Raw genomic sequence first — 8,069 nt, 5'->3', positions numbered from 1 at the left:
AGCGGCCGCGCCGCCGCTCTAAACACATTCAGCCTGGTTGGCAGCCTATTTGGGCTGACCCGCTGATGTCATTGATTGCAGACAAGGTGCAGTGCAGCATTTGTAATTTCCGAACCGTCCGGCCTATTGAGGATGCAGTTCCTTTCACTGAAGATCGGACGCGTCGCATCGCTGCATCTGCCATGCACGCCAATGGGTCGGGTGAACGTCCAGCGTCTCGCCGGTGAGCGCATTGGCCCATCCGCCAGGCAGACGCTGGCAGGGGAATACCAAGGCGTGGACACCTTCGTCGTCGATGACGGCGAGTTCTATATCCTCTTCGAACGGAGCTTCCATGACCAACCGCCACATCACCGATCCCTCCCCCGACGATGCACGAGTGTCGACCGGACAAGAGGCCATGGTTTCGGCATGCCAGTCACTCGGCCGGCGTGGGTTTTCCTGCCAGCGCGCGGATGCCGCGAAGACCTCCGCTATGTCCTGCCTTTCGATGGATTCTCGATAGCGCAGGCTTTTTCTTGGGAGCCTTACGTGCCCACTCATTCGATGTAGAACGTCAGATTGCCGTTTCGGGCGCGTGTCACCCATTCGATCTGGTTGGGTGTCAATTTCTTGGCCTTCAGTTGCTGAACGAGCCACTGGTTGGCACGGATTGCCGTCCGGATTTCCTTGACATGTTCAGCACTGCCCGGCCTCGGCATTGCACCGACTTCAACTGCAGTTCGAAAACTGACGATTGAAAACCGCTTGTCGTGATAGGTTCTGATGTGCTCCGGCAGGTTTTCGGCCCAGTTCATGCGCCGGAATTCCTTGCGGTTCTGTTGGGCGTCGACAGGTGTCACAACCGACGCTGCGGTCGCAATTGCGATAGCAAGGGCAAACTTCCTCATCTTCCTGATCCCTCAAATGGCGATGTACCCATGGCTCCGAAGAGTAGCGGAACAATGAGCGCAGAGCATTGAGCCGGATCAATAGAGATGACGCCGAGCCGAAACGGTGGCGCACCGGACCTTCGGCCGGGCAATCCTGCGGGGAGAGACCAATAGAGTCTACGCGATACTACACCGAACATCCGTCCAAAGGTGGTAAACTTGCGTCATTGTTGGGAAAGGAGAGGCTGTCTGGGACTGAATAACTTCTCAAAGGGCGGAGTAGACACCATGTCCATCAAGGTGGAGGCATCGCAAGTTGCTGAACACGGTCCCGCTGTCTCAAACCTCGCGGGACGAACTTCGTTCACGGAATCGCGAATGGCACGCGCTTTGTGCGAGGGAGAAAACGGGCCACGGTTGGAGTGGATCCGGCGACTTTATGAACGGATGCCGGATGCAGTGTTCTTCATAACTGACCGCCACGGAATTTCGGCCTGCAACAGGGCTGCGGTGACGCTGTTCGGCTACGAAGAAAGCGAGTTGCTCGGCCGCCAGATCGACTTCGTCTGGTCTTCGACGCCAGATGTTCAACTCAGTGGCCGCTGGGCAAGCCAGGGAGCAGTACGCGTCGGTCTGGCAATCACGAAGAACGGCGTTCAGTTCCCAACTGTCCTGACCATCATCAGGGAACAGGGCGAAAAAGGGGCCTTCGCTGTGGCGATCTTCGAGGACTTCCGGGCCGAGCGCGAGACATTGCAGCAGGTTCAGGAGCTTCAGAGGGAGCTGGCCCGTCTCGCAAGGGTGGTTACGCTTGGGGAAATGACATCGACGCTGGCTCATGAACTTTCCCAGCCGCTATCTTCGATCGCCGCCTACTCACAAGGTTGCGGGAGGCTTATGATGAAAGATCGCCGCCGTCACGGCGAGGAGCTTCGCGAAGCTCTGTCGGAAATTACGCAGCAAGCCTTATGGGCAGGAACGGTCGTCCAGAATATCAGAGATTTCGCGAGACGCGGTGCCTGCGAGAAAAAATTGGAAGCAATGCACGCGTTAATTCATGAGGCGGCGACGCTCGCACTCGCCGGGTCACCGCGGAATAACGTCCATATCGAGTATCAGCTTGAGGCCGAACTCGACATCGTCCTCSCCGACCGCGTCCAGATCGTGCAGGTGCTGACGAACCTTCTTCGCAATGCCCTGGACGCGACTGACAGTGTCGAGCAACCCTATATCGTCATCCGCAGCAGAGGCGACGACTCATCTCATCTTGTCGTCGAAGTGTCTGACAACGGTTGCGGGATTGCCGCCGAGATGGAAGAGACGCTGTTTCGTCCCTTCGTGACCAGCAAGCCGCGAGGCCTCGGTATGGGCCTGGCATTGTCCAGGCGCATTATCGAAGCGCATGGCGGCTGTATTATCGCGCGCAACAGAATGGGGAGCGGCTCAACCCTCTCGTTTTCGCTTCCGCTAGTGGAGACAAAAGCCCATGGCGAACGACCTTACGATCCATCTCGTCGATGACGAGGAGTCGCTCAGACGATCCTTGACGTTCTTGCTGGTGTCGGCAGGTTTTGCGGTCCGCGCGCACAGCTGCGCAAAGGCCTTTCTGGAACGCCTGCCCCTTTCGGGGAGAAGTTGTCTTGTGACGGACCTTTGCATGCCACATGTCGACGGCATCGAATTGCTTCACCGCCTGCGCCGTTTCGGCATGGACGTCCCGGCGATCGTCATCACCGGCCAGGGCGATATTGCTGCGGCCGTTCAGGCGATGAAAGCGGGGGCATTCGATTTCCTGGAAAAGCCTGTTCGGGAAGAGGCGCTGATCGCAGCCATCAACGGAGCAATGGCACAAGGGCGGCACGGCAGCGCGGTGGCCGATTGCGAAAGCGTTGCTGCGCGACTTCGCCAGCTCACGGACCGCGAACACCAGGTCCTCTCCGGCGTGCTCGATGGCTTACAGAACAAGATGATCGCTTATCACCTGGGTATCAGTTCGCGCACGGTGGAGGTCCACCGCGCCAATGTGATGGCGAAGATGGGCGCGCGCAATTTGGCAGAACTCATGCGTCTGGCCATGACCATCGAGGCGGCAGCGCAATCGATTGAAACCACGAGGAAAGCGCAGGCCGGGGACCGGTCAACGTATATGCGTCAATTCTAAAGCAAGTCTTGCAACCTCAGGCTCGTACGCTAATATGCGTTAGACGAAACTTAAATAATTGCGTCATCTTTGTCGTAGGGGCGATCATGAGAAGCGCAAGTGTGAATGCTTTCAGCAGTCTTGGGCCGACGGCTAACGAGATTTGCCAGCAGGTCGAACGAATTCTCACAAGCGAGGAATTCCACGCGCCGAAGCGTGGGCGAAATTTCCTGGAATTCGTTGTCAATGAGACGCTAGCCGGTCGATCGGATTTCCTGAAAGCATTTACGATAGCAAATGTGGTTTTTGGCCGGGAAGCCTCGTTCGACCCGCAGAATGATCCGGTTGTCCGGATTGAGGCCGGTCGAATACGAAAGGCGCTCGAGCGTTATTATCTCGTCGCGGGTCAGAGGGACGACGTCGTCATCACTGTGCCCAAAGGCGGATATGTCCCGCATTTCGAATATGCGCGGGGTGCGCCAGCCCTGACGGCGCCCGTCGAGATCCCCGACAATGTACTGAATGCGGAGTGCGTAGATCAAAATCACTCGTTTCAGGAAACACGTCGTCCGGGGTTAGTCACCCTTCCTGGTCTCGGAACTGCGCTGGCCGTCGTCCTCGCTCTTCTTCTCCTCGCTCTGGCGTCCGCATTGTCTTTGCGTGATGCTCCGACCGCAGTATTGCCGCTGGCCCCAGCTGAGCCAAGGGTGCTTGTCGAATTTTTTGCCGAAAGCAGCCCCGTTGACGCCGGCTCGGATATTGCGCTTGGTCTCAGGGACGACATTATCGGACAACTTGCCCAGTTCGATGACATCGTCGTGGTCGCCGATCCGCTGCGTGGTGAGCACGCCGCCGAGGCCGACTACGCGCTCCAGGGCAATGTCCAGTTCGATGGAAGCAGGCTGCGTGCTGTTGCCAGGCTGGTGCGCCAACTGGATGGAGCCGTCATCTGGGCCAACAATTTCGATGCGGATCTTCAAGATCAGAACAAGCTTGCGATTCAAGGCAATGTCGCCCGGCAAGTCGCCAATGCGATCGCACAGCCTTATGGTGCCATCTTTCAAACCGACGCGGATATGATAGCGCGACCGGCACAGACGGGAGACCGGAGTGCCTATGCCTGTACGCTCGCCTATTCCAGCTATCGTCAGACCATGACTGCGCAAAGTCACAGTTCAGCACGCGAATGCCTGCAACAGGCGACCCAGCGTTTCCCCGATAACGCGGTGTCCTGGGCGCTGCTGTCCATGGTCTATCTCGACGAACTCAGATTCCGCCACACGCTCGGCACATCATCGTCGATCCAGCCTCTCGCACTGGCGAGCGCTGCTGTGGAGCGAGCAACGTCGCTCGCGCCAGGCAACTCCCGCGTGCTTCAAGCGCAGATGCTGGTGAGCTTTTTCAGCGGAGATATCGACAAGGCCCTGAAGGCAGGCACCGCAGCCTATGCTGCAGACCCTGACGATGTGGAAGTTGCAGGCGAATACGGTCTTCGACTGGCAATGTCGGGGAAATGGCAATCGGGCTGCGAGTTGCTGTCGATCGCCCTCAACAAGGGTGTTGGCACCCGAGGTTATTACGAGGTCGGCATGGCTTTGTGCGCGTTCATGAAAGGAGATATCGRAGAAGCCGAGCAGTGGTCGCGAAGGTCCGACCTCGACGATAATCCCATGCATCGCCTTGTGCTGCTATCCATTCTCGGAGCAGCCGGAAAGACGGATGAAGCCATGCAGGAACAGGACTGGCTCAATATCCACGCGCCGGCTTTGATGACGAATATCCGCCGGGAGGTCTCGTTCCGCCTGCAACGGCTGGAGGACCAGGAGCGGTTCCTGAACGGGCTGCGCGCCTCGGGATTGGTCATTGACGCCGTATCTGCAAGGTAAGGCAGCTATGGATCGGCGCCTGCGCCGTTCAGTTTGCGGCTGTTCGAAATCTCCATAGCGATCTGTGCAGCGATCTCGTCCTCAACATCAAGAATTGTCTGACCGCGCAAGTCTCGATCATATTGATTTGCCCAGATAACCGTGCCGTCGGCGTCATTTATCATGCGGACATGCAGATGAAGGATCATGCCCTCGACGGTCGCACTTCCCTGCAGGTTGAAAAGCGAGCCGGGGATTTCCGTTCCCGACCGGCCAGGGGCAAACACGATAAGGTTCTCTACCCTCATCAGCTTTGCAATCAGCTGATCAGCCAATCCCTTTACGAAATCGGCTCCCTGCGCCGTGCCGCCGAGGGCGACGAAGGGTTCGACAACAATCCTGGTCTTGCTCTTCAACGTTGATGTGGCAGGGGCCGGTAACGTTCTTGGTGGGGAAAGATAGGCTTCGAGCGGACGGACAAGGGCGAGTATTGCCATTGCCCCAAACAACGCAGGGACGCCGATCGGCAACAGGAAATCTCGATAGCTCACCCGCCGCTCCTGACCGAGAGGCGGCCGCTTATTCTCGCGGTTCTGCGGGGCGGAAACCTCGCCTAGATTCGAACTGTCTTCCCCACTGGAAAACTGCGGCGCATAGCCTCCTTTGGGGACGGTAATCCGGATCCGGTCACCATGTCCGCTGACGAGGTAGTATCGTTCGAGCGCGCGACGGATCCGCCCCGCTTCGATGCGGACAACCGGATCATTCTGTGCGTCGAAGGATGAATCGCGTCCAAAAACAGCCTGTGCAATCGTATAGGCCTTTAGCTGTTCGCTGCGCCCTTCAAGCGTCTCTTCAACAATATACTGCAGGAAGCGGCGCCCTCGCTCAGGGGCAAGGAACTCCGGACTGGCGAGTATCAGGTCAAGTTGCGCACGCACGCTTGCCGGGTCTTGAAGTGCGCGGTTGTCCCCTCCCTCTTCCGATGCCATCGATACCTCCCACGATATTTTCGTATCGCTCTCATCAAGGGGAACAGCTTTATACACCTGTCGGTGGTCGCGGGCTTCCGTAACAATACGTAAGGAGTATCTCGAATACCCGGGCGGGCAGCGATTGCTTATGCTGCGATGCGGATGGGGACGGCACACATGCTTCAAAACCAGACGATCGTAAAGCACACGACAGTTACAGGCCACCGCTATGGTAGTGCTGCCAGAACGGCGAAGGATCAATCGATCCGTCTCAAGGCCGACGAGACGATCTATAGCGAAGGCGAACACGCTCTTACGATCTACCAGGTCGAATCGGGCGCGGTGCGGATATACCGCCTCACGGCAAGCGGGCAGCGGTATATTCTGTCTTTTTGCGGCAAGGGTGAATGGTTCGGACTCGAAACAGGCACTGTGCGAACCGATTTTGCAGAGACCGTCTGCGAAACCTGCATCAAGCCCTTTCGTGCCAATCAAAACGCAGTCATTCCCGTAGACCTTCTCCACATTGCCCTGACGAACCTCGCAAAGGCACAGCACAAACAGCTCGTCATTACCGAGCAAAGCGCATTGAAGCGCGTCGCCGCCTTTGTCTACGAAATGGCCGATCGTCATCCGGCAGATTGCGAATTCGATATGATGATGTCGCGCAGCGATATCGCCGATTATCTCGGACTGACGGTCGAAACCGTCGCCCGCTGCTTCACGAAACTTCGCAAAAAACGCATCCTGTGCCTGAACGGCAAACTGCAACGCATTGTTCGCCTTGTTGACCGCGATGCACTCATCGCAATGGCGATCTAGCGGCAGCGATTTCGGACCAGTTGATCTTGCAAAAGGAGGGATTGAGCAATGAAGTACACATCCGGCCGAAGATCAAACGGATTGGCCAAAACGCTCCTTGCAGGCCTGGTCTCGCTGGTCGGGCTTCCACTCACCACGATCGAGGCGCAGGAAGATCCGTTCGATCAATTTCCATTGCTCATCCAGTGCAAGCACAAAGAAACCTATCACGCCTTCTATATATCGCGTATCTCCCCGGACGGTGTCGCGACTTATGTGGCATCTGAACGGATGGCAGGGACGATCACCCTGGACGGCCACGCGAAGGCAACCGGCGGCGCGGAGGGCGGCAGCTGCGTCGGCAAGACCTTGGCAGAGCTTCGCGCATCTCATCAAGCCTATGACCTGAAACGTTAGAGCATGTTGCGGGCGGCGATTTTGCAATAACGACATACGTCAAACAAGGACTTAAAGCGTAACAAGCCGATCTGCGAGATCGCGATACGCTTTCGCGCCTTCCGCGTGAACTGGCCTACAGCTCGATCATTTCACTTGCTCACCGGCGTGACCGGCACGATAACGACTGAGTTGCGGAATGCCTTCGGTTTCGCGGCGCGTCCGCCGTCACCAGGAACCACATCGTTTCGCATCATCTTTCTTTGTCTCACGCGCAAAGAAAGGGTGGGGAATTGTGATTTCATCTTCGTGGGCTTCGAATGAACGAGCATATGAAAGCCGTTGAACTCAAAAAGGCCTTTCGCCTGATCAACCATGGCCCAACGGTCCTGGTGTCGGCGCGCCATGACGGTGTCGACAATGCCATGGCTGCCGCATGGTGCTGTGGTCTCGACATCGATCCGCCGAAGCTCAGCGTCGTCGTCGACAAGATTGCTCAAACACGCACGCTGATCGAGGCGACCGGACGCTTCGTCATCCAAGTACCAACGGTCGCCCAGCTCTCGCTGACACGCGAAGTCGGGAACCGCACCTTGTATAAAGAGCCGGACAAGCTGCGGACGTCGGGCGTGTCGATTTTCGATATGCCGGGACAGGACCTGCCCTTCGTGGAAGGTTGCTCGGCCTGGCTCGCCTGCAAGCTGATCAATGAGCCTCATAACCAGGATGCCTACGACCTGTTTATCGGTGAGGTGACCGCGGCCTGGGCCGACGATCGTGTGTTCCGCAATGGGCATTGGCACTTTGAAACGGCCGGCCCTGAGTGGCGCAGTCTGCACCACGTCGCAGGCGGCCATTTCTACGCGATCGGAGAAGCGCTTTCGGCTGAAGTCCAGCCAACCGAAAGTGCATCGTCCTCACTCTGATGGGAAGATCAATTTACCCCTTGGTCGCTCCTGCCGTCAGCCCGCCCGGAAGAAGAGGAACAGGAGGGCGATCGGGACCGTCATCACCATGGAGG

General features: G+C 57.5%; 9 protein-coding genes. 6 read left to right on the top strand and 3 right to left on the bottom strand.

The features are described from left to right. Positions 1 to 144: 144 nt before the first annotated feature. Entirely contained in the window at positions 145 to 336 is a 192-nt protein-coding gene (locus AC1D35_RS33885) for a hypothetical protein (RefSeq protein WP_477836808.1), read from the bottom strand. Positions 337 to 539: 203 nt separating this feature from the next. Beyond that, positions 540 to 890: a hypothetical protein gene (locus AC1D35_RS33880; RefSeq protein WP_113307611.1), complete on the bottom strand. Its 351-nt coding sequence runs from the start codon at positions 888 to 890 to the stop codon at positions 540 to 542. Positions 891 to 1,160: 270 nt separating this feature from the next. Between AC1D35_RS33880 and AC1D35_RS33875 the strand changes: the two genes are divergently transcribed. From AC1D35_RS33875 to AC1D35_RS33865, 3 genes are all read left to right on the top strand, one after another. Beyond that, on the top strand, positions 1,161 to 2,393 hold the full coding sequence (locus tag AC1D35_RS33875) for a sensor histidine kinase (protein WP_477942240.1): 1,233 nt from the start codon (positions 1,161 to 1,163) through the stop codon (positions 2,391 to 2,393). Beyond that, positions 2,359 to 3,033 (top strand): response regulator, encoded by a 675-nt coding sequence (locus AC1D35_RS33870; RefSeq protein WP_113296474.1) that lies wholly within the window; start codon positions 2,359 to 2,361, stop codon positions 3,031 to 3,033. The genes AC1D35_RS33875 and AC1D35_RS33870 overlap by 35 nt, the downstream gene beginning before the upstream one ends. Before the next feature lie 86 nt (positions 3,034 to 3,119). Continuing rightward, on the top strand, positions 3,120 to 4,898 hold the full coding sequence (locus AC1D35_RS33865; RefSeq protein ID WP_477942243.1) for a hypothetical protein: 1,779 nt from the start codon (positions 3,120 to 3,122) through the stop codon (positions 4,896 to 4,898). Positions 4,899 to 4,903: 5 nt separating this feature from the next. On the opposite strand, the gene AC1D35_RS33860 is transcribed toward AC1D35_RS33865, so the two are convergent. Continuing rightward, positions 4,904 to 5,869: a hypothetical protein gene (locus AC1D35_RS33860; protein WP_477853413.1), complete on the bottom strand. Its 966-nt coding sequence runs from the start codon at positions 5,867 to 5,869 to the stop codon at positions 4,904 to 4,906. 159 nt (positions 5,870 to 6,028) lie between these two features. On the opposite strand from AC1D35_RS33860, the gene AC1D35_RS33855 reads away from it, so the two are divergent. From AC1D35_RS33855 to AC1D35_RS33845, 3 genes are all read left to right on the top strand, one after another. After that, the gene (locus AC1D35_RS33855; protein ID WP_477853415.1) at positions 6,029 to 6,673 is read left to right on the top strand and encodes a helix-turn-helix domain-containing protein; all 645 of its coding nucleotides are present in this window, start codon (positions 6,029 to 6,031) and stop codon (positions 6,671 to 6,673) included. A 48-nt stretch (positions 6,674 to 6,721) separates the two neighbouring features. Then, positions 6,722 to 7,069, top strand: a complete 348-nt coding sequence (locus AC1D35_RS33850) for a hypothetical protein (protein WP_477853417.1) — start codon at positions 6,722 to 6,724, stop codon at positions 7,067 to 7,069. A gap of 299 nt (positions 7,070 to 7,368) precedes the next feature. Further along, positions 7,369 to 7,974, top strand: coding sequence for a flavin reductase family protein (locus tag AC1D35_RS33845; protein WP_477942237.1), 606 nt, complete (start codon positions 7,369 to 7,371; stop codon positions 7,972 to 7,974). Positions 7,975 to 8,069: the final 95 nt, after the last annotated feature.

This window comes from Rhizobium sp. P1_E6 (assembly GCF_056405875.1).
This window is presented reverse-complemented; position numbering and strand designations above follow the sequence as displayed.